Here is a 19,458-nt window from a genome sequence, read left to right on the forward strand (position 1 = left end):
GGCGAGAAGCGCTGAGATACCGAATGCGTACCGTTCGTCGAAGTCGGCTGAGAACACGTCGGGACTGAGGCGGTATGCGTCAGCCGGCACCGGGGCATGTGCCGCGGTTTGGGTTTCTGATGCCTGCTGCTCGTGGGTGATGCCATCAGACCGAGCAGGCGCGCCTTCGTCCACCAGGTGTTGTACCGGTCAGGGGATGAGAAGCCGACGATGGCTGACCCAAGCGGCATATCCGTCACGTGAGCCGGATAAGCAGCGCGCTCAGCTCACCGAGGCGAAGAGCCACATGTCGTCATCGGGCTTAGGACGGCCTGAGCTGAGCGCCGAGTCCGACCAGCAGCGACTCGACCAGTAGTCCGTAGTACGCGTCGTTGACCGATTCTCCCGACGTTTCGTCGGTGTCAGCGAGCGGGGCGATCATCTCGGAGATGACCTGGGAGACACCCGTGCTCTCCTCCGCGAGGACCGTGAATTCCTCGAGCATCGAGCCATGATCGCGCGGGCCATCGTCCGCAAGCTCTAGACGATCATCGCTGATGGTGACCGTGAGCATCGCCGAGTTGATCAGCAGCGCGTAGGCCAGGGCAGGCTGGCCGAATCCGGCACGAGAGAGCGACGCGATGCCTGCGTCGAAAGTGGCTGCGACGCGCGGAAATGACGGGCCATGCATCAAGAGCCACTTGGCGGTCCCCGGATACTCCCGCACGATCGGCCGTAGCGGGTACAGCAGTCTCCGGAACCACTCCTGCCATTCAAGGGACGGATCGGGTGACGGAATCTCTGTGAGAATGCGCTCGACGACCCCGCGCACGATCTCACCACGACTGCCGATGTGGTGATAGAGGACAGAAGGCGCGACGTTCAACGTCGCCGCAAGATCGCGCTGAGTCCACGAGTTCAGGCCGGTCCCACGAGAGAGTTCTTGGGCGGCATCGATGATCCGCGCGGGTGTGAGGCCGGCGCGTCGATCCGTGCCCTTCGTCTCTCCAACCGCCTTCGCCACGTGTTCCACAGTATCTCGGTTTGTCAACAAGCCCGGCGGGACGACTGGGGGAGCGCCACGTCGTGTGACCGGACGATCACTCGACACCGTGTGCCGAGAGAATTGACTAGAACGCTGTTCGGTGTATTCTACTGAGAACGATTATCAGTATGGCTCGTAGCCTGAACAGTGAAAGCAAACCTTGTTGATCCAGCACTACTGTTCCCCGGCACTCAGACAGTGACGACACGTGCATTGCGGGATAAACGGCAAGCACTCCGGCACCTGACGAGTCACATCGTCACATGGGGCGCCACCGTGCTCGCCGTCTGCTTCCTCATCGTCGTCGTCGTCGATCTTCTCCCCGGCGACGCAGCAAGCGGACAACTCGGGCCGAGAGCCACACCGGAAGCCTTGGCCACGCTGCGGGAACAATATGGTCTGAACAGGCCTGTCGTCCTCCGCTTCGCCGAATGGCTCGGCGGGCTGTTCCGCGGTGACTTCGGCAGCGTGCTCAGCACCGGACAGCCCGTCGCAGAGCTCCTGGCAGGTCCGCTATCTCGGAGCGCGATGTTGTTGTTGATCGCCGGGATCGGCATCATCGTGGTCGGGATCGGCGGGGGAATCCTCGTCGGTGTGCACGCGGGCACAGGAGCCGACCGCATGGTGAGTGCACTTGCACTCGCCGTCATCTGCGCCCCCGAGTTCGTGATCGGCACTCTTCTGGTCCTCGTGTTCTCCACTGGTCTCGGCGTGCTCCCCGCGGTATCTCTGCTCCCTGTTGCCGGCGGTGTGTGGGAGCGGCCAGAGATTCTTGTGCTGCCCTGCCTTTCGATTGTGCTGATCGGGTCGGCCGTCTTGGTGCGCCAGGTGCGGGCGATCACCGCACAGCAAGCAGCGCGTCCCCACGTTGAGGCCGCCCGCCTGTCAGGGCTGCCCGAGACACGAGTCCTCACTCGCCATCTGCTTCCCGGCGCAGCACCGGCGATCCTGCAGTCCGCCGCGGCGGTCGTGCCGTATCTGATCGGAGGGACTGTTGTCATCGAGCGGGTGTTCTCTTTCCCAGGACTGGGAGGCGCACTCGTCGCGGGAGTGTCGAAACGCGAACCAGACGTCTTGATGGCTTGTGTCCTCGTCATCGTCGCCCTCACCCTGCTGGCGTATTTCCTCGCCGACATCCGCGGACGGAGTGGCCAGTCATGACCGGCGCACTGCAGGCGACAACGCAGAACCCCTCACTCTTCACACGGCAATCCACTCGCAGGCGGGCAGAGACGATCCTGACGGTTCTCCTCCTGCTGGTGATCGCCGTCACGATCATCGGTCCGTTCGTGCCGATCGATGCTGCCCGCACGGTCGCCGCCGGGTATGCACCGCGCGGCGAGGGATTGGTGCTCGGCAGTGACGGGCTGGGCCGGGATGTGGTTGCACGACTTCTGCATGGCGGGGCCGGTCTTCTCGCTGTCGCCGCAATCTCGACCGTGACCGCCGTTCTTGTCGGGGTGGTCACCGGGATGGTGTTGAGCATCTTCCGAGGGATCGGGCGGATACTCGGCCGCGCCCTCGATGTGCTGTTGGTGACCCCATCGCTCCTCACCATGCTGATTCTCATCTTCGGTCTCGGCGGCGGGGTGGGCACCATGATCGTTATCACCACCACGGTCAGCGCCCCGTTCATCGCCCGCTACACCAGATCCCTGGTCACCCCGCTGCTGGGATCCCCGTTCGTGCTCGCCGCCCGCACAGCTGGAGATTCCTGGCCCAGGATCGCGGCACTCGAGATCCTCCCGAACATCACCGGCCCGATCGCAGCCGATGCCGGCGCCCGTTTCGTCGCGGCACTCTACCTGGTCGCGGCGGCCGGGTTCCTCGGGTTCAATCCGCTCGGCTCCGACAGCGACTGGGCCGGCATGATCCAATCCGGCCTTGACGGGCTTGCACTCAACCCATGGGCGAGCCTCGCCCCCACTATCGCAATCGCACTGGTGACCGTCCCAGCCAACCTTCTCGCCGACCGCATCGTACGAAGGACAAATCGATGATCGTCTTCGACCAGATCGACGTTCGAAACGAGGCTGGTCTGCCCGTGCTCGATCGCCTGGGCACCCACGTCGGCACAGGCGAGGTTCGCGCATTCGTTGGTGAGTCGGGATCCGGCAAGACCACCCTTGCTCTCACCATCCTCGGCCAGATCCGCCCGGGCCTGCACCACCATTCAGGCTCGGTAGCGGTCGCAGGCTTCGACCCGCTCCGTGCGCACACCATGGCCTTGCGCGCATATCGGAGGAAGACGGTGGCGTGGCTCGGTCAGGATCCGGGTCTGTCACTGACCCCGTGGCTGACAGTACGACAGCTTCTCAGCGAAGCAGGTGACGCCCGACGTATGCCTGACGAGCGCCTCGCTGATCTGCTTGCCCCCTTGCGCCTGGAAAAGCCCCACACCCTTCTGGATCGTCGGCCGGCGGACCTTTCTGGAGGGCAGCGACGCCGTATCGCCTTCGCCCGGGCGATCGCCCGGCAACCTGAAGTGCTGATCCTCGATGAACCCACCGCCGGACTCGACCAGCAGGCGATCAACGACGTCCTCGATGCATTCTCGATGCTGCGAACCCACAGCAACGTGACGACGCTGTTCATCACCCACGACCTCGCTATCGCCGAACGAGTCGCCGACACCATCTCCGTTCTCCACCAGGGCCGCCTTGTAGAAACGAAAGCCGCCGCTGACCTCCGCACCGCACCTCGCAGCGGGGTCACACGCACCCTCTTGGCGGCCGAACTGCGAACAAATGCACACGGTCCTGCGCCGACTCGCCAGGCTGACGCTCCGATCCTGGAGCTACGCGATCTCGAAATCGTCACCCCCGCGGGCGCACCACTGACCGAACCCTTGAACGTGACCATCGGGCCCGGTGAAGGCGTCGCCATACTCGGGCCATCCGGGATCGGGAAGAGCACACTCGCCGGCACCATCATCGGATCACACTCGCAGGCCGCGGGCAACGTCCTCTTTTGCGAAGAACCGTTGGCGTCTCGCTTCGAACTGCGACCCCGGGGGCTGCGGCGCGCCATCCAGCTCATCCCGCAGGACCCGGCAGCAAGCCTCAACCCCGCTCTGACGGTGCGCACTCAGCTTCAACGCGCAGTACGCCGCGCCGAACCCACGCTGACCAGACACGCTGTCGACCGCCGCATCGAGAGCATCCTGCAGCAGGTCCATCTGCCCTCCGATCTTCTGCAGCGGCGCTCCCCGAGCCTGTCTGGAGGGCAAGCTCAGCGCGTCGCGATCGCTCGCGCGCTCGCACATAGGCCCCGATTGCTGATCTGCGATGAATCCACGGCGGCACTCGACCCGACAGCGCAGAGGGGAATCCTCGACACGCTCAACGAACTTCGAGCCCGCACCGGACTCGCGCTGATCGTCATCACCCACTCCCCGAACGTAGCCGCCTACACGTGCGATCGAGTCCTGGAACTCTCACCCGCGGGTCACTACACGATCCGGCCCGCCACCACAGCACACAACCGAGGAACACCCCATGAAACGGAGCACGCCCGTGCCTGACACCGTCCCTCCCACACAGACGCAACCGCCGCAGGTGCGGCTCCTGCTCGTCGCGGTCTTTCTCGCATACCTCGCGCAGATGACTCTCAACCCCATCATCGCTCCGCTTGCGCGAGAAGTGGGACTCAGGGAATGGCAGATCGGTGTGATGATCAGCACAGCAGCGATCATGATCGTGCTCACCAGCCAGATGTGGGGACGCCGATCTCAATCCTGGGGACGCAGGCCTGTGCTGATCGCGGCATTGGCATCGGCAACAGCCGCGATGCTCACGTTCACAGTGCTTGCCATCCTGGGCATGCAGCAGCTGCTGACCGGAACCGCGCTGTTCCTGCTGTTCGTCCTCACCCGCGGCATTGTCTTCGGCGGCGCCCTCGCCGCTGTTGCTCCCACCGCCCAGGCCTACATCGCGAACGTCACCGAGACCGAAGAAGCGCGGGTGAAGGGAATGGCCGGGGTGGGAGCCGTCCAGGGTGTCGCGATGGTCGTTGGAGCCGTCCTCGGAGGACTGCTCGCAACCATCAGTATCGAAGCCTCCCTCATCGCCGTCCCTATTCTGCTCTTCGGGGGTGTGCTGATCGTCGCTCTGGGGCTGCGACGTGAAGCTCGAATCGAATTGATTCCCGACCCGCCACGGATCAGTCCGACAGACACACGCGTGTGGCCCTTTCTGGTCGCCGGATTCGGGATGTTCACCGCGTTGGGGTTCATCCAGGTGATCACCGGGTTCATCGCTCAAGACCGGTTCGCGCTCGACGCTCAGACGACAGGGCTCGTGACCGGGGGTGCGCTGCTGGCCGCAGGCCTCGGGATGGTCCTCGCGCAGTCGGTGATCGTGCCGAAATCCGGATGGGCACCGCGCACTCTCTTGCGCGTCGGGACGCTGATCGCTGCGGCAGGATTCGCGGTTCTCCTCATCGGCGCGAATATGGCCGTGTTCGTGCTGGCGATCCTCCTCATCGGGCTGGGGCTGGGGACCGCGATGCCTGGCTACACCGCAGGGGCATCCCTCCTGATGCGCAGCGACGAACAGGGCGGACTCGCCGGCCTCATCGGCGCGACCAACGGGCTGACCTTCGTCATCGCCCCCACCCTGAGCACTGTCCTGTACTCCATCGATCCGTTGCTACCCATCGCGATCGGGGGCGGGATCATGTTCGCCGTGTTCCTCTTCGTCCTCCTGCATCCTCGTCTGCGCGCCCGACCTGACAGCGAGTACAGCCCCCAACGACCACCGAAGACCCTCCACCACCAGAGAACAACGAGAAGGCAGATCAGCAAATGAGAACAGAACCACGGCGGGTACGGACCCGTCTCCTGGTCACCACAGGGCTTGCCGCAGCAGTGGCCCTGAGCGGCTGCGCCGCTGGCACATCCGACGAGGCCGCCGCACCGGGCGCTCACAGCACTGACCAAACGGTGCGAGTAGCGGTGCTCGGCTCTCCTGCCGACACATTGGACATCACCGGTGCAGTCACCATGGTGCCGTTCGCGATCGGCTACAACGTGTTCGACTCGCTTGTTATGCTGCGCAACGGCGAGTTCGCTCTGCAACTGGCCGAATCAGTGGAACCCAACAGCGACGCCACCGTCTGGACGATAACGATCAGAGACAAGGTCACGTTTCACGACGGCTCCGCTCTGACAGCCGATGACGTGCTGGCGAGCCTGGAGTATGTCGCCGGCACGGTGAACTACACCCCCAGCTATGGTGACGTCGACTTCGCACGCTCCACAAGCGATGGTGACCGGGCCGTCACCCTCCAGCTCACCCGACCGCGCGCGGACTTCATGGAGGCCGTGCTTGCGCACATGAGCCCCATCTTCCCGGCAGGAAAGACCATGGATGACGGAATCGGCAGCGGGCCCTTCTCGCTGCAGAGCTTTTCCGCCGACACGGGGGCGGTCCTCATCCGAAACGACGACTACTGGGACGGCGCGCCGGCGCTCCAAGAGATCGACATCGTTCCCGTCGCCGAGAACTCCGCCCGGCTAGCTGCGCTGACGGACGGGCAGGTCGACTACGCCATGGGCATTACCGCGACCGGCGCAGAGACCCTCTCTGATCGCACCGACCTCGCCGTGGCTGACGACGGAGCGCAGAGCTCCCGCGCGTTCACCTTCACCCTGAACACAACGATGGCGCCTTTTGACGACCCCGAGGTCCGCGCAGCGATGAAACTCGCCGTCGACCGCGAACAACTCGTCGATATCGTCTTCCGAGGCAAAGGTGACGTCGGCAACGACGCACTCGGCAAAGCACTCCCGGGTTTCAACGAGAACCTTGACCAGCAGAGGTATGACCCCGTCGCCGCGCGAAAAGTCTTCACTGGCAAGGGCATCGATGAACTCGGGATCCTGGTCGCAGAAGTCGCGCCCGGCCTCACCGACGCCACCGAGCTCCTCAAACAGCAACTCGCCGACGTCGGAATCACCGTCAACATCACTGAAACAGACCCAGCGACGCTGTACACAGATTTCGAAGCCATCACACAGTCTCAGATGTTCGCGACATACTTCACCAACCGACCCGTGGCGACCATCCTGCCGACCTACACGAATGCAGAATCCCCGTACAACTTCAGCGGCTGGAAAGACCCGGAATACAACGAACTGCTGGGGCAGGGGCAGATTCTGGTTGACGCTGACCAACGTAGGGCTGTTCTCGACGAGGCTCAGCACATGTTCTGGCAGAGCGGGCCAGAAGTCATCTGGGGATACCAGACCGATCTTGCAGCCCACAAAGCGACCCTGAACGGGGTGGATACATCCCAGGCAGTACCTTTGTTCCACGACGCCGCCTACACCCAGTAGGCCGGAACAACCTGGTTCTGGAACGTTTTCTGACGCCCGCGCCGCCTGATCTGCTCGAGGACAGGGCGAGGCCGCACCGGCATCACCGGCTCACGCCTCGAAGGTCATCCTCGTGATCGTGCCGCGAGAAATCGTCGCGCGCAGCTCGCCCTGTGCGAAGGACCATGCGGCGTGCCCGTCGTCGATCTCATACGGCCGGCTGATGGGCACCTCCGTGGCGGTCGGGGTGTCCACGACGGCGGGCCATGCGGGCATGCCATCGAACAAGCCCTCGAACGGTGCGTCGATCTCCACGGAACGCACAGTGCCGTGGGACAGGCGCACACGCACACCCCGGAGACCCTGCGCGTAGGCGACGAGCGGTGCGGACGCGGCGAGCCCGAGTGTGTCGAGGAACGTTGTGAACTCGCCGGAGCGCCAACGATGAAAACCGGACGAGACGCTGACGCCTGAGGGCGTCGCGGTCAGAGCGGTCAGGGTGGCGTCGGCGGTCGCGGACGAGTACAGCACGGTGAGCTCCCGACGGTCGTACCGGTAGAGGTCGGTCCTGCTTGCCGAGGTGGTGGGAGAGCCGAGTGCGCTGTGCATGTCGGCACGGCTCGCGGGCGCCGTGACGTCGGGGAGCAGTGCCGTGAGGAGCCGCGCGGAGATGCCGGTGTCTGGCGCTCCGATCAGCACGCCGATCACGTATCCGTCCTCCACCTGCATGTCGACGCCGCCGTCGAACGTCAGCAGACGGCGGCGGACGCCCGAGGACGCCGCCCACCGGTGTCTGCGTCTGCCAGCATGAGCGGCGGCCACGCGGTACGCGGGGCCGTGCTCGGGCCCGCCGACCGCGGCGAGGAATGCCCCGAGGACGCCGCCGGGTATGGAGGCGGCGGGTGCCCGCCGCAGCACCATCGCGACCAGGCCGTTATCGGCGAATTCAAGCCGTAGCAACGCGCTCTCCACCGTGAAGGTGTCGGGGTCTGCCGACGTTGGTGCGCCGAGCACGGCCACTGCGTCTGCATGGGAACTACCGGCCGACAGGCCCGCGACGAGACCGGACGGTCGGGGATACGGCTCGTTCCCGGTCAACGGGAAGGTGATCTCCGCGGGTGCGTCGTCGTCGTCGGTCTCGGTCGCCGCTCGTCCACCGGAGAGCGCGTGGGAGAGCGCAACCGCACGGCTCTCCGCGGGTTCTCCGAGCGCGTCTACGTGCCACCAGATCTCCCCGGCGAACCGGGGTGTCAGCGGACGTTTCCTGGCCGGATGCCACTGCTCCGGCCGCCACCGGCCTCCGCCCGGCTCGTGCAGTCGGAGCTCTGGATGCTTGCCGCTCCAGCACTCACCGATGAACGGTCGCAGGTCCCAACCAGAGACGAGTGCGTGCGCGTACTGCTCCGGAGTCAGACGGTAGAGCGCGTCCGCGGAGCCGTGCCCCACTTGCTGGTCGATGCCGATCCAGGCGTCGCCCGTGGTCGTCTCCACACCGATACTCGGATCCGAGGCGACCTGTACGAACACCCGGGGATCGGGGCCGGGGTCCTTCCGCTTCTTGCTCATCGCCGTGAGCCTCGGTGGCCCGATCGTCGCGAAGGTGTGCCGGGGCGCGCGCTCGTCATCCTCCGATCCTCGCACGCACGTGCTCAGGAACGATCGGGCCACTCCTGAGCAGACGCGAACGGCCTCTGCCTGCGAGAGTCCCCGCTGCGCCTAAGAAACTGGGTACACGTCTTGTTGGACCGTGAGCAGTCCCTCGGCGACGTCACAACTTCTCCCTGCGATCGGTCCGGCGAGCCGCCCATCCTGGGACAGCGCCCAGCACTGGTCGGACTCCACCCCGGTGAGGTCGCGAGTCGTGCCCGAGAGCGCCAGCCAGCCGGAAGACACATCGACGCCGTCGATACCGATCCTGACGGCATCCGGGATCTCGACGATCTCACCGGTTCTGGGATTCCACAATGCGGCTCCGGTGTCACGATCGAGCAGGGCCCACACCTCGGGTGCCCGCTGCACCCCCGTGGGCAGCCGCAGCCCCTTCGTCCCCGGCGGAGGGGCGACTCGGGTACTCTGCCCCGTTGTGACGTCGATCGCTGTGACGTCGACAGGAGGGACCTCTGCACGATCGGTAGGCGTGAACACCATCGAACCGCCACCGTCGACCTGCCAGGGCTGTTCCACCGGCGTCGACCACAGGCGCTTGCCGTCGGTCGCCACGCGTCCGATGAGACTGTCTCCGTTCGCCTCGAGCAGCACGTCACCCACTATCCGAGCAGTGAGGGAGCAGTCCACATCGGCGATCGTCGTGCGCCCGTCGGCCAGGTCCAGGAGCTCAGCGCTCCCTTCGCGTTCCTCATCCCTGACGAGAAGAACGTACGACTGCTCACGTGCCGGTGAGAAGCGATCGGCAGGTCCAAGGTCGCACTCCATCACCGGACGACCGTCCTGCTGCCAGAGCGCCGCTCCCGTTGCGAGATCGAGGGCCACAGCGGCTCCGCTACCGGAGGCAGTGTCCGCGACGACCAAGACGTCGCCGTTGTGTGCGATGCCCCTACCGGTGACCGCTGATCGCCAGACCTCACGACCGGTCGCCGGATCGACACCGATCGAGCCATCGCTCGTGCCGATGACGACCAGGCTGTCGTCGACGAGCAGTGGTCTCGCGTCGGGTCCTTCATGCGCCCAGACAACTTTCCCGGTTTCGACGTCTCGCGCGGTTCCCTCGACGATGATCAGATCGCCTGTCCGGGCCGACCAGCCATCAGGGCCGACCGCATCATCGGGGACGTCCCACCGTGGCGACGACTGCGGGAAGCCGGTGACGGCGACGACAGCGCCGGCGACAACGACGACGGCCGCCGCTGCGCTCAGTCCTATCCTCCGCGCGGTGCCGCGCACGGCCAGTGTGACAGCCCAGACGACACCGGCGACCACAACGGCGACACCGAGCCCGTAGGCCAGGTGACCCCATCTCCATACGATCGTCGCCAGAATCGTGCTTCCGCCCAGAAGCACGATGAGACCGGCGGCAAGACCGTAGCGGCGAGAACGGTTCATGCTCTCACCCTATTGGGCTAAGTCCCCTGAACGGCGCTGCGAGTCTGGGCACGAGAGCCTCAGATCGGCGAGTCGACAGCGGGAGCGCCCTCTTCTGTCGATGGGCCGCCTCGCACCGGCACAAGTCAGCGAGCGTGACAGAGCCGGGCTCATAGAATCGAGGTGAGACACGAGGCGCGGGCACATCAGCTCAGCCGCGCAGAGCCGAGGCCCGCATGGCTGTTCCAGCGTCCAAAGACGACCTTCTCGCCGCGATCGAGAAGACCTTCGAACAGCTGGACCGCGATCTCGACAGGGTCCCCGCCGAGGCCGCGCGAAAGCCGGCGCTCGAAGGTCACGTCAAGGGCACGACGATGAGCCCCGCAGACCTGGTGGCCTACCTGATCGGCTGGAACCGGCAAGTGCTCACCTGGCATCATCGTCGTGCCGCGGGTCTGCCTGACGAGTTGCCCGCGCCCGGCATCAGATGGAATGAACTCGGGCTGCTCGCTCAGCGCTACTACGCCGAACACCATAACGACAGCTGGGATAGCCTGCGCGCTCAGCTCGTCGACGCGAAGAACCAGATCATCACCCTGATTCAGGGCTACTCCGACGACGACCTCTACGGCGAACCCTGGTACGGCACATGGACCATGGGACGCATGATCTCGCTCAACACGTCATCGCCATACACCAACGCCCGCGGCCGCATCAGAACCTGGCTTCGGTCCCTCTGAGCACGAGCCGCGGGCGCAACGGTGTTCGAGACTCGGATGAAGATGTGCACCGGTGATGCGCGGCCTGTGCACCAGGCTCTCAGCCAGGCAGGTCCCGGGCGAGGTGGAGTGCGAGGGCGGTGCGGTCGGGCTGATCGAGCTTGCGCAGCAGAACGGAGACGGTGTTCTTCACGGTGCCGTGGGCGAGGTGCAAACGTGCGGCGATCTCGGCGTTGGGCAGGCCTTGCGCAACGAGATTCGCGACGGCATGCTCCGCGTCGGTGAGCGCGGGTCGCCGCAGCGTCGACGCGGCGGGTGAGAGCGCCGCACGAGCGACGCGCGGGTCGATCACGAGCCCCCCGGCGACCACCTGGCGGATCGCGTCTGCGAGAGCGTCGGTCGAGACGTCTTTGAGCAGAAAGCCCGCCGCACCTGCGTCGAGAAGTTCGCGCACGAGTCGCGCGTCGTCGAAGGTGGTCAGCACGAGAACGGGCAGACCGGGGTGGAGCACGGCACAGCGGCGCACCAGCCCGAGCCCGTCGAGGGTCGGCATCCGCGCATCCGCGAGAACAACATCCGGGGTGACGTCGGGGATCAAGGCGAGCGCACGCATCCCGTGCTCGGCCTCACCGACCACCTCGATTCCCTGATCCGTTTCCAGGATCATCCGCAGGCCGCGACGCAGCAGTTCTTGATCGTCCACGATGAGCACCCTGGTGCGGTTCACACGACGCTCCGGAAGGTCGGGGGAGTCGCAACGGTCGTGGTTTCCGCTGCGTCGGGCAGTGTGATCGCGAGCCGGAAGCCGCCGGGCGCCGACCCGGCGTCGAGCCGCCCGCCGAGCGCTTCGGCACGGGATCGTAGGGAACGCAGGCCGAAGCCCTCCGCGATCGGGATGGGCAAGCGCCCTTGCCGTCCGTTGTCCTCGATCACCGCATCCACGCCGTCGGGCCCGACGATCACGCTCAGGTCCGCCGCGGTGGCAGGGGAGTGCCGCACCACGTTGGTCAGCCCCTCTTGCACGAAGCGCAGCAGCAGAAGCGCGTGCTCATGCGTCAAGGCCGCGTCATCACCCTCGACCGACACCCGAACGTCGATGCCGGTGCCGCTGAAGGCCTCGGCGACCGCGTGAAACGCCTCAGCGTTGCGCAATGTGCCGAGTTCCACCGGATGCATCGCGCGCACGAGACGCCGCATGGCGTCGAGAGACTCTCCCACGACGCTCCTGGCGCGGCTCAACTCCGCCCGCGCCGCATCCCGGTCGTGCACACGGGTGGCGTAGTCGAGAGAGAGGCCGATGGCAGTGAGCCGATGACCGAGACTGTCGTGCAGTTCCCGTGCGGTGCGCTCCCGTTCGCGAGCGAGCACGAGGTCGCGGTCCGAGTCGATCCGTTTGCGCAGCTCTGCATTGGTCGTGTCCAGCTGCACGAGCGCGTCGTGCAGGGCGTCGCCGACACGAAGGCTGTCGCGCAGTATTCCCGCCACAGCGGCGGCGATCCCCGCGAGAAAGGCTGCGGCGATCGCCTCGGATGCCGTGAGCTCGACTGCGCTGCCCGAGGTCAGATGCAGGGCGACAACGATCACAACGAGCGCCGCCGCATACAGCCAGAGCACGATTCCGGCGGAGAAGGTGACGCCGAGCACCAGGCAGGCGGTCCAGATGATGCCGTAGTAGAGGGAGCCGTTGCCGAGCGCCATCGTCGCGGTCGCGACCAGCGCGAAGAACACGGCCACGGCTCGTGAGCGTTGTCCGGAGCGGCGCCACAGCATCCAGGCCCCGACGGCGGTGGCGAGGAGCAGCGTGACCGCAACCGTCATCCAGGCAGGCCTGCTGTCGAAGGAGTACAGCACCATGACCGCTGGCCCTCCCATACCGATCCCCGCGGCGAGGTCGAGCAGTCTGGCGCGGTGGGTCGGGATGCGAGGCATATCTCTCAGCGTAGGCAAGCGTGCCGAATGCCGACACATGACCAGGGTCACGAGTTGCCCCGCCTCGGTCGTGTCCGAGGTCAGGGAGAGACGTGACTGCGGCGCAGTGCCCACCCGTGGGCGCTGTCCATAACATTCTCGGCATGGACTCCGCTGCATCTTCTGCCATCTCCGTTCCGAGATCCGCTGACCCCGCCCCACGACTCGGCCTCGGCCCTCTCGGCATCGCCGTGCGGATCGCCGTCGCGGTCGGTCTTCTGATGGTCGCGAACCTCGCGGTCGGCTTCGCACCCGCTTTGCTCGTCTTGATCCCCGGTGCAGCTGATCTGTTCGCCGGCTCGTCTCCGTGGGGCTTCGCGCTTGCCCTCGTGTTACAAGCGCTCGTGCTGGGTATCGTTACGGTCGGGGTGTGGGCGTGGATGCGGTGGGTCGAACGACGTCCGATCCGCGCAGCGGGCTGGCGGTGGGGACCACGCTCGATTCTCTGGCTGCTGCTCGGAGTCGTCGTCGCTGCGGGCACACTCGTCGCGGTGGTGGGTCTGCTGCCGTCCACCGGCCCCGTGCTCGATGGCGCACTACTCGGAGAGCAGACTGCTACCCCGGTCACGGTCGCCCTGCTGATCGTGTACTACATCGGCTTGGCCTTCTTGCAGCAGGCCATTCCTGAAGAACTGCTCTTCCGCGGCTGGTTGCTGTGGCGGATGCGGCACAGACCCGTGCTCGCCGTCGTCGTCACAACACTCGCCTTCACCGTGATCCACCTCGTCTCCAACGGCGGACAGCAGTCGGCCTGGGAGCACGTGCTCTATCTCGCGCTGCCGCTCGGCTTCGCCTTGCTCGCGGTGGGCCTGCTGCTGTGGACCGGGTCGCTGTGGGCCGCAGCCGGGGTACATGGTGGCTTCCACGTCGGCAACTACCTCGCCACACAGGCCCTGCCTCAGGTCGACACCGTCACATCCTGGCTCGCCATCGGCGGCGTCCACACTGCCCTCGGACTCGTGCTCACCATCACAGCCCTCCGTCGCGGCAAGGGGATCCTCGACGGACGCGACTGAAACGTACCCGGTAAGGCCACCTCGTCGTATCGGAGTTGGAAGGTTGCTCAGAGCGAGCGTCTTCCTCACTCGCCCCGCGCCGGAGTGTCGAGCACTCGATGCAGCACCGGAGCCGTCACGGCGACGCCGGCCTGGATCAGGAGCAGGCCCAGCACAAGGACGACGACGATGGCGACCGTGAACAGCGGTGCGGTCACCACCGCCGCCACAACGAGGAAGAACGCGATCGCCAGCGCTGTCACGGTGGCACCGATCACGGCGGTGTACGCAGGCATCGCGACGCGCAGGCGACGTGTCCGGTTCAGGCCAGCGCGGGGCATGCCGATACGGTCGAGTGCCAGATACAGCTCCCGGCGTTCCATAATGGCCGCGGTCTGGGTGATCGCGACCTGGCATGCCACCACGACGAACGAGACCGCGACGAGCGCGAGCAGCATGGTGCGGGCATCCGCGAACAGCAACAGTTGTTCTTCGGTCATCACCTCTCTGCTGGCGCTGTGGCTGATCGCATCGAGGTACCCGAGCAGCGACCCCGCGGGGATCACGATGAAGCTCGCCAGTGCCAGAGTCGAGACGCTGCGCCACGCTGCACGGGGGTCGTCTTGGATGCCCCGGGCGGCGATGAGCCTGGAGGGGTCCGACGTGCGTGAGGCGACGCCTCGCGCGATCAGCGAGACCACGAACGGGCCGATGATGCCGAGCACAGCCATAACCGCGAAGACAACGGCGGTGAGGGCGGCGACGATCACGACGACACCCCACCCCGGTGATACCAGCTGCACCATGAGCACGGCCGCCCCGACCACAAGAAGTGCCAGCACCGGACGCATCCAGCTCATTCGGAGTGCGTTCTGCCGGGTGCGCACCCCGAGGGGGGAAAGGACGACCTGACGCAGTCCGAGCAGGGCGCTGACAGCCGCGATGACAACCAGAGCCGGAGGAATTGCCGCCGCGGTCCACCAGGGCAGCCATAGCTCGGCCGGCGACAACGGTGCTCCATGCACCGGCAGCAGACTGAGCGCGAACGGAAGCGCCGCCGAGAGCGCGGTGCCGATGAGCACGCCGAGAGCGGCGATGAGCGTGACTTCGGTGACCGCGAGCCGCCGCACTCTCACCGCACTCGCCCCGAGCAGACGAAGGGTCGCGAGCCAGTCGTCGCGGCTGCGGGCCGCGAGTCGTGCGGTCGCCGTCCCCAGTGTGATCAACGGCACCAGAAGCAGTCCGATCAACGCGATCGCGAGCACCCGATATCCGACCTCGTCGGAGGGAACGCGCCAGAAGACCACCGCGAGCATGGTCACGGCGAATGCCAGCAACGTCGTCACTCCGCACGCGGTGATCTGCAGCCACGTGATCGTCGCGGATGCCGGTCGTGGCCGGATGAGCGTCAGTGCGGCGTGGGCGTTCATCTGCACACCTCGATCCGGCCGTCGCGCAACCGCACGATCCGGTCGCAGCGAGAGGCGACGTGCTCGTCGTGTGTGACGATCATGACCGCTCGACAGGCGCCGTGACGGGTCGACAACAGCGCATCGAGCACCTCGTCAGCGGTCCGGGAATCCAATGCCCCGGTTGGCTCGTCGGCGAAGATCAGGCTCGGCGCGTTGGCGAGCGCACGGGCGATGGCAACGCGCTGCGCTTGTCCGCCCGAAAGCTGCCCGATTCGCCGGCCGCCGAGATCTGAGAGCCCCAGTCGCTGGAGTTCAGCCTGTGCGCGTCGGCTGGCCTCGGCGCGGGAGCACCCTGCGAGCAGCAGCGGCAGGGAGACGTTCTCGGCGGCCGTGAGCTCGGGCAGGAGCATGCCCTGCTGAAAGACGAACCCGAAGCGGCGCAGCCGCAAAGAGGAGCGGGCGTCATCCCTGAGCGATGCGATGTCGTCAAGGCCGCTTCCGTCCGAACGGCGCAGGACCACCGTTCCGCTGTCGGCGGGAATGATGCCGGCGAGCACATGCAGGAGCGTGGACTTGCCCGAACCGCTCGGACCCATGATCGCCACAGACTCACCCGGAGCGATCGTGAGATTCGCATTCACAAGTGCGTGCGTCTGCCCGTACGATTTTCCGGCGTTCTCCGCCCGCAGCAACCACGAGGCAGAGACGCCATCATCGCCCCTCGAGCGGTTGTCTGCTGGTGCGCTCATCTGCCGGGCCTCTTCCTGGTGATCGACGTGATCTCGTGCATGCCCCCACGCTAGAGACCGCCGTGGGTCCGCCGACACCAACCAGGGGTCGAACTCGGAGCCCTGAAGAACCCCGTATCTCCACCCGTGGTTGGTGGTCGGCACCTGAGCAGGCGCCTACCCTCAACAGCGAGCCTGTCCGCGCCCTCGAGTGCGTTTCGACGGCGAACGAGCGATGTGTACTCCAGCCACGCGCTGTCACCCGGAAAACTACGGCACCATGGACGAAGAAGGGGGAGCGATGGCCAACTCCACGGCTGTTCACGATGAGCCTGCGTTGCAGCGGCCGCGGCTCGTACGTTGGTTCGCTGAGCGGCCGCGTATTGCCGACATCCTCGTGATCCTCGCCTGCACCACGCCGACTCTCGCGGCGCTGGTCCTCACCCTTCCCGCCCACACCTGGTTCGGTTATCTGTGTGCGGCGGGCGTGGCGGTCGCCTTCTGGTGGCGCCGATCCCATCCGCTCACCGTGCTCATCGTCGTCGTGGCGATTGCGACGCTCAACCCCGTCGTCGCGAACAGCACGTCGACGGCATTCCTCGAGAGCATGTTCGCCCTCTATGCGCTTGCGGCATACAGGCGCCTGCCCACCGCGATTCTGGGATATCTCCTCAGCGAGGGCGTCATCTTCGCGGTCTCTGGGTTGGCGATCCTGCTCGGATTTCGCGAGACGTGGTCGATGGTGCTGCTCCAACCGGCGTCGCTGGTGGCGCTGGCGCTCGGGGTGGCGGTGCGCGCGAGCCGATCCCGGCGCACTGCGATAGAAGAACTCGTCACCCTGCGCGAAGACCGGGCCGCGGCGGCGGAGCGGGCTCGCATCACGGCGGAGATGCATGATGTCGTCGCACATTCGGTCACCGTTATGATCGCCCTCGCGGGCGGCGCAACGGCAGGCTGGGAGAAGCATCCGGAGCGTGCACGAGACGCACTGGCCCAGCTCGGCTCGGTCGGCGCCCACGCGCTCGAAGAGATGCAGCGGATCCTCCGGGTGCTTCGCGAGAACGATGGCGACCTCGACAGGAACCTCGAATCCTCTGGCTACAATGTGCAATCCCTCGAAGAGCTGGTCGAGGTCTTCCGTACGGCCGGGCTCCCGGTGAATCTCTCAGCGACCCGCCCGTTCTCCATCCCGGACCCCGCGCTGCAGACGACCGTCTATCGAGTCGTCCAGGAGTCCCTCACCAACGCGCTCCGCCACGCGCGCGCTGTCACCTACGTCGAAGTCGATGTCGCACGTCACGACGGTCGACTCGTCGTGACGGTCACCGACAATGGGCGTGGAACAGGGCCGCAACCCAGCGCAGGGGCAGGGGTGGGATTGCGTGCGATGAGAGAACGTGCGGCGGCATTTCACGGAGAGCTCGAAGCGGGCCCGATACCGACGAGCGAGGATGCCCCGGGAACGGGATGGCGTACCCGCGTTTCACTTCCCATGACGGAGAGCAGAACATGACCGAGCAGCCCCAAAAGGTGATCCGTGTCGTCGTCGTCGATGATCAACCGCTCGAACGAGCAGGAAACGCCCTGATTCTCGACTCCGACGACGCGATCGAGGTGATCGGCGAAGCCGGCAACGGCGTCGAAGCCATAGCCGTCACCAACAGGAACCCACCCGATATCGTGCTCATGGATGTCCGCATGCCCGGCATGGACGGCATCGAAGCGACCCGCATCATCACCGGCTCGCATCCGACGACCCGCGTCATCGTGCTCACAACCTTCGACCTCGACGACTACGCCTTCGGCAGCCTGAAAGCCGGTGCGAGTGCATTCCTTCTCAAGAGCAGCAAACCCGACGCGCTCGTCGACGCGGTGAAGACCGTGGCCTCGGGATCGGCGGTCGCCGCCCCACGGCTGACCGCAAAGCTCATCGAGCACTACCTCAGCGCGCACCTTGAGCCGCTTTCATCGAGGAACAGTGGCGACGGCGGCGTGACAGAGGGCAGAACCGACGTGCTCGACGTACTCAGTCCACGGGAACGGGACATCTTCATCGCCATCGCGGCCGGGCTCACGAACGCGGAGATCAGCGCCGAACTGACCCTGGCACCATCGACGATCAAGTCCCACATCAATTCGATCTTCGCCAAACTCGGCCTGCGTGATCGCGTTCACGCCGTCATCCTCGGCTACGAACTCGGTCTTGCGTCCCACCGCTGAGCACGTCGAGGATTACTGTGGCCGACCCCGTCATGAGAGCGCCGCGGTGGAGCTGCAGTAGCTTTACCAAGCCGTCTCGGATAGGATTGCGTATACGCAAATAGTGGAAGTGGGATCGTGAACGCCGCAACGATCGTGAAGCGGGTCCGGGCGCTGAGTGGGATCACGCGCAAGGAGCTCGCGGAACTGGCCGCCCTCTCTCCTTCGACAATTGGTCGGATTGAACGGGGGACGCTGGACCCAACGTGGGGGACGCTTTCGCGAATTCTCGAAGCGACGGGCTACCGGATCAGTGGTGACACGGTGGTCTCTTCGGGTGACTCGACGGCGATTACCGCAGCCCGACCTGTTCTGGAATCGTTCCTGGGCTCCTACCGCGATGCGTTCTCAGCGGTTTCTGAAGCGCTCGTTCCTGCAGCTGCGGCGGCGAATGCGATCATTCGCGATGTCGGGCAGTCGGCTGCCGAGGGAGTGGCTGCAGCGGCTCAGGTTGCGTTGGCACCGTCGCTCGTGACCGTCGACGCCATAGCCGAAAGGAGGGAGCAGTGGCATGCGCGATGGGCGCGCGCGGGCTGGCTGTCAGAGAAGGCAGATGTCGACGACATGGTGACGTTGGCGATCTCTGCGGGCAACGCAGCGAAGCTCTCTCGTCGAAACATTGCTCGACGCTCGGTGGTCGCTCCTGATGGGTGGCGTGTGCTGGCCTCGCGACTGGGTGCCGCTGGCATCGACTACGCGGTCTCTGGCCTGGTTGCAACACGTGAGGACCGAGCAACCGCCGTGGCCGGGAATCCGGTGATCTACGTGGAGGACCCGTCGCGGGCTGTAGAGGAACTCCGTCTTCAAGAGACGACTCCCGGTGGAGGGGTGCTGCTGATCGCTCCAGTAAGCGACGAGCTCGCGCGTGCCGAGGTCGACGGCGGCATCCGCTTTGTGTCGTGGGTTCAGGGCGCGCTAGATGCCTTCGCCGGTTCGGGGCGAGAACCGGACAAAGCCGAGGACGCCCTGCGCCATCGGTTGGCGGTCAGCGCATGAGC

General features: G+C 65.8%; 17 protein-coding genes and 1 pseudogene. 11 read left to right on the forward strand and 7 right to left on the reverse strand.

Translation table 11 applies throughout. The annotated features are described in order from the left end of the window. Positions 1–301 precede the first annotated feature (301 nt). Positions 302–1,003, reverse strand: coding sequence for a TetR/AcrR family transcriptional regulator (locus ACYVF5_RS09970; protein ID WP_460945875.1), 702 nt, complete (start codon positions 1,001–1,003; stop codon positions 302–304). Positions 1,004–1,222: 219 nt separating this feature from the next. On the opposite strand from ACYVF5_RS09970, the gene ACYVF5_RS09975 reads away from it, so the two are divergent. The 5 genes from ACYVF5_RS09975 (at position 1,223) to ACYVF5_RS09995 (ending at position 7,361) form a co-directional block, all read left to right on the forward strand. Further along, entirely contained in the window at positions 1,223–2,185 is a 963-nt protein-coding gene (locus ACYVF5_RS09975; protein ID WP_460945877.1) for an ABC transporter permease, read from the forward strand. Continuing rightward, entirely contained in the window at positions 2,182–3,024 is an 843-nt protein-coding gene (locus ACYVF5_RS09980) for an ABC transporter permease (RefSeq protein WP_460945879.1), read from the forward strand. The genes ACYVF5_RS09975 and ACYVF5_RS09980 overlap by 4 nt, the downstream gene beginning before the upstream one ends. Further along, complete coding sequence (locus tag ACYVF5_RS09985; RefSeq protein ID WP_460945881.1) at positions 3,021–4,547, forward strand: ABC transporter ATP-binding protein; 1,527 nt, start codon at positions 3,021–3,023, stop codon at positions 4,545–4,547. The genes ACYVF5_RS09980 and ACYVF5_RS09985 overlap by 4 nt, the downstream gene beginning before the upstream one ends. Then, positions 4,522–5,832, forward strand: coding sequence for an MFS transporter (locus tag ACYVF5_RS09990; RefSeq protein WP_460945883.1), 1,311 nt, complete (start codon positions 4,522–4,524; stop codon positions 5,830–5,832). Before ACYVF5_RS09985 ends, ACYVF5_RS09990 begins: the two co-directional genes overlap by 26 nt. A gap of 146 nt (positions 5,833–5,978) precedes the next feature. Next, positions 5,979–7,361 carry an ABC transporter substrate-binding protein gene (locus tag ACYVF5_RS09995; RefSeq protein WP_460945885.1) on the forward strand — a complete coding sequence of 461 codons (1,383 nt, stop codon included), beginning with the start codon at positions 5,979–5,981 and terminating at the stop codon, positions 7,359–7,361. Positions 7,362–7,451: 90 nt separating this feature from the next. Here the strand turns inward: ACYVF5_RS09995 and ACYVF5_RS10000 are convergent, their stop codons facing one another. Both ACYVF5_RS10000 and ACYVF5_RS10005 read right to left on the reverse strand, forming a co-directional pair. Beyond that, on the reverse strand, positions 7,452–8,906 hold the full coding sequence (locus ACYVF5_RS10000; protein ID WP_460945887.1) for a hypothetical protein: 1,455 nt from the start codon (positions 8,904–8,906) through the stop codon (positions 7,452–7,454). Between the two features lie 150 nt (positions 8,907–9,056). Further along, positions 9,057–10,400 (reverse strand): outer membrane protein assembly factor BamB family protein, encoded by a 1,344-nt coding sequence (locus tag ACYVF5_RS10005; RefSeq protein ID WP_460945889.1) that lies wholly within the window; start codon positions 10,398–10,400, stop codon positions 9,057–9,059. A 215-nt stretch (positions 10,401–10,615) separates the two neighbouring features. On the opposite strand from ACYVF5_RS10005, the gene ACYVF5_RS10010 reads away from it, so the two are divergent. Further along, complete coding sequence (locus ACYVF5_RS10010; protein ID WP_460945891.1) at positions 10,616–11,119, forward strand: ClbS/DfsB family four-helix bundle protein; 504 nt, start codon at positions 10,616–10,618, stop codon at positions 11,117–11,119. Between the two features lie 79 nt (positions 11,120–11,198). Here the strand turns inward: ACYVF5_RS10010 and ACYVF5_RS10015 are convergent, their stop codons facing one another. Then, complete coding sequence (locus tag ACYVF5_RS10015; RefSeq protein ID WP_460945893.1) at positions 11,199–11,825, reverse strand: response regulator transcription factor; 627 nt, start codon at positions 11,823–11,825, stop codon at positions 11,199–11,201. Further along, the gene (locus ACYVF5_RS10020; protein ID WP_460945895.1) at positions 11,822–13,027 is read right to left on the reverse strand and encodes a sensor histidine kinase; all 1,206 of its coding nucleotides are present in this window, start codon (positions 13,025–13,027) and stop codon (positions 11,822–11,824) included. Before ACYVF5_RS10020 ends, ACYVF5_RS10015 begins: the two co-directional genes overlap by 4 nt. A 143-nt stretch (positions 13,028–13,170) precedes the next feature. Between ACYVF5_RS10020 and ACYVF5_RS10025 the strand changes: the two genes are divergently transcribed. After that, positions 13,171–14,082 (forward strand): lysostaphin resistance A-like protein, encoded by a 912-nt coding sequence (locus ACYVF5_RS10025; protein ID WP_460945897.1) that lies wholly within the window; start codon positions 13,171–13,173, stop codon positions 14,080–14,082. Between the two features lie 65 nt (positions 14,083–14,147). Here ACYVF5_RS10025 and ACYVF5_RS10030 read toward each other — a convergent pair whose 3' ends face one another. Next, a complete protein-coding gene (locus ACYVF5_RS10030) occupies positions 14,148–15,491 on the reverse strand; it encodes an FtsX-like permease family protein (protein ID WP_460945899.1) in 1,344 nt (447 codons plus the stop codon). After that, the gene (locus ACYVF5_RS10035) at positions 15,488–16,222 is read right to left on the reverse strand and encodes an ABC transporter ATP-binding protein (RefSeq protein ID WP_460945901.1); all 735 of its coding nucleotides are present in this window, start codon (positions 16,220–16,222) and stop codon (positions 15,488–15,490) included. Before ACYVF5_RS10035 ends, ACYVF5_RS10030 begins: the two co-directional genes overlap by 4 nt. Positions 16,223–16,481: 259 nt before the next feature. Between ACYVF5_RS10035 and ACYVF5_RS10040 the strand changes: the two genes are divergently transcribed. From ACYVF5_RS10040 to ACYVF5_RS10055, 4 genes and pseudogenes are all read left to right on the forward strand, one after another. Beyond that, positions 16,482–17,714: a sensor histidine kinase gene (locus tag ACYVF5_RS10040; RefSeq protein ID WP_460945903.1), complete on the forward strand. Its 1,233-nt coding sequence runs from the start codon at positions 16,482–16,484 to the stop codon at positions 17,712–17,714. Continuing rightward, complete coding sequence (locus ACYVF5_RS10045) at positions 17,711–18,421, forward strand: response regulator transcription factor (RefSeq protein WP_460945905.1); 711 nt, start codon at positions 17,711–17,713, stop codon at positions 18,419–18,421. The genes ACYVF5_RS10040 and ACYVF5_RS10045 overlap by 4 nt, the downstream gene beginning before the upstream one ends. Positions 18,422–18,556: 135 nt before the next feature. Further along, positions 18,557–18,700, forward strand: a pseudogene (locus ACYVF5_RS10050) (helix-turn-helix domain-containing protein); the annotation flags it as partial. Positions 18,701–18,724: 24 nt separating this feature from the next. After that, positions 18,725–19,456, forward strand: coding sequence for a hypothetical protein (locus tag ACYVF5_RS10055; protein WP_460946651.1), 732 nt, complete (start codon positions 18,725–18,727; stop codon positions 19,454–19,456). Positions 19,457–19,458 lie beyond the last annotated feature (2 nt).

The organism is Okibacterium endophyticum (assembly GCF_054780075.1).